The sequence below is a fragment of the Streptomyces sp. NPDC054783 genome, from assembly GCF_053611725.1.
On record NZ_JBSHAY010000001.1, the window covers coordinates 933,612 to 936,276 of the forward strand.

Annotated in this window: 1 protein-coding gene; it reads left to right on the forward strand. The window is 74.2% G+C overall.

The genetic code is table 11. The annotated features are described in order from the left end of the window. Positions 1 to 2,625: SDR family NAD(P)-dependent oxidoreductase (locus ACWGJ5_RS04315; protein WP_453308238.1), on the forward strand; the 2,625-nt coding region annotated here is incomplete at its 5' end. Positions 2,626 to 2,665: the final 40 nt, after the last annotated feature.

A 2,665-nucleotide genomic window follows, 5' to 3' on the forward strand; every position in this document is an offset into this window, starting at 1 on the left:
GATTTGGGTATCGATTCCATCAAGCGGGTGGAGATCATGGGCGTGCTGCATGAGCGGTTTGCCTCGGGTCAGGCCGCGGCGAGTCCGGAGCAGCTGGGCGAGCTGCGTACCCTGCACGACATCGTGGGGTTCATAGCCGGCCAGGACGCGTCCGCACCGCAGGCCCCCCTGTCCGCTGACGCCGACTCCATCCCAGCCCCCGCGCCCCAGCCGGAAGCCGCCCCGGAGCGCGGACGAATCGGCCGTGCACAGGCCGCCCTGGCCGAGCTGCCGGTGCCCGACCAGCTGGTGAACGCCTACCCGGAGTCCTCCGGTGCGCTGCTGGTGGACGACGGTGGTGAGCTCGTCCAGGAGATTGCCGCCAGACTGCAGGCGCAGGCCTGGAAGGTGCACGTGCTGCGGCTGCCCGGCGTGCCGCAGCGGGTGGACGGCGCCGTGGACCACGCGCTCACCGGCTGGGGCGTCAACGAGCTGGCCGCGCGGGTCGAGGAGGCGCTGGGGGAGCGGATCAGCCTGGTGCTCGACCTGTGCACCGTGCCCCCGGCGGACTGGGCGGAGGGCGTGCGGCGCTTGGCACACACCCTGCTCGTGGCCAAGCACGTGGTGGAGCCGCTGAACAGCGCCGCCGCCTCCGGCCGGGCCGGCTACGCCACCGTTACGCGCCTGGACGGTTCCTTCGGCCTCGGCGGGATCGAGGAGCAGCTGGCCCCACTCGGCGGAGTGGCCGGGCTCGTCAAGACGCTGGCCGTGGAGGCGCCGCAGGTGTTCTGCCGTGCCGTCGACCTGGCCCCGGGCCTCGCCCCGGTCACCGCCGCAGGTCTGGTGCTCGGCGAGGTACACGACGCGGCCACCGAGCCCGTCCAGGTCGGCCACGACGGCACCCGCCGCGTCACCCTCACCCTCGGCGAACAGCCGCTCGACCGAGCCGGTGCGCGGCCGCAGCCGCTGAGCTCCGAGGACCTGCTGGTCGTCACCGGCGGCGGACGCGGCATCACCGCGGCCTGCGTGGTGGAGCTGGCGCGCCGGCACCAGCCGGGGCTGCTGCTGCTCGGGCGCACCCCCCTGGAGGAGGAGCCGCAGTGGGCGCGCGGGGTGCACGATGCCGCCGCGCTCAAGGCCGCTGCCGTGGCCGACCTGAAGGCCGCGGGTGAAAAGCCCACGCCGAAGCGGGTCGAACAGGCATACCGGGCCGTCATCGGCGGCCGCGAGGTGCGCTCCACCCTGGAGGAGCTGCGCCGGGCGGGCAGCCAGGCCGAGTACCTGGCCGTGGACATCACCGACCCGGAGGCCACGGCGGCCGCCCTCGCCCCCTACCGCGGCCGGGTCACCGGCCTCGTACACGGGGCCGGTGTGCTCGCCGACCAGCTGATAGCGCAGAAAAAGGCCTCAGAGATCGAGCGGGTCTTCGCGCCCAAGCTGGCCGGGCTGCGCGCGGTGACGGCCGCGCTGGACGCGGACGCGCTGCGGCACGTGGTGCTCTTCTCCTCGGTCGCCGGCTTCTTCGGCAACCGCGGCCAGTCCGACTACGCGATGGCCAACGAGGCGCTCAACGCCTGGGCGTCCTCCTGGAAACAGCGCCACCCCGATGCCCGCGTCACCTCGCTCAACTGGGGCGCCTGGGACAGCGGCATGGTCTCCCCGGAGATCAAGGCGGTCTTCCGGGAGCGCGGTATCACGCTCATCCCGCAAGAGACCGGCACCGCGATGTTCGCCGACCAGTTCGCCGCCGAGCGCGCGGACGACACGGTGACCGTCCTCGGCCCGACCACCCCGCTGTCCGAGCGCGTCCCGGCCGCCCCGGGCGCCTCCGTCATCCTCGAGCGGCGGATCGCCGAGCTCGCCCAGGAACCGATCGTGGCCGACCACGTCATCGGCGATTCACCGGTGCTCCCGGCGGCCGTGGCGCTCGGCTGGACGATCGGCGCGGTCGAGCGCGCCACCGGCCGTGAGGTCCGGCAGGTCCGGGAGTTCGGGGTGCACAAGGGCATCGTTTTCGACGGCACCCAGCAGGAGCACTGCCGCCTCGTCATCACCCCGCTGCCCGAGGCCGCCGGCACGGCGGTGGCGATCCGCTCGGTGAGCCAGGACGGCGCCTTGCGACCGCACTACGCCGCCGTGCTGGACGCCGCACCGGCCACGCCACAGGCGCCCGTCGCCGGGCTGCCCGCGCTGGGCACCGGCCGGCCCGCGGACAGCTTCTACACCGACGGCACCCTCTTCCACGGCCCCTCGCTGCGCGGAATGCGACGGGTACTGGCCGAGGAGGAGTCCCGGCTCGTCCTGGAGTGCGCGCTGGCCGAGCACCGCACCGCGGGCGGCGCCTTCGCGGGCGCCCGCTACGCCCCCGGCACCGCCGACCTGCTGCTGCAGGCCGCCCTCGTCTGGGTACGGCTCTTCCAGGGCAGCGCCGGACTACCGCTGGCCGTCGGCCGCGCCGAACTGCACCACCCGCTGCCCGACGGCGAGCCGTTCCTCGTCCTGGTACAGCCCGGCTCCGGGGGCACGGACACGGAGGCCCGGCTCACCGTGACCGCCTGCGCCCCCGACGGGCGGGTGCTGATGCGCCTGCACGACGTGTCCGTGATCTCGGCGCCGCAGCTCGCGGCCAAGTTCGTCACCGGCTGACCGCTCCCGGTCCGCATCCGACTGACGACCTCATCCCGGT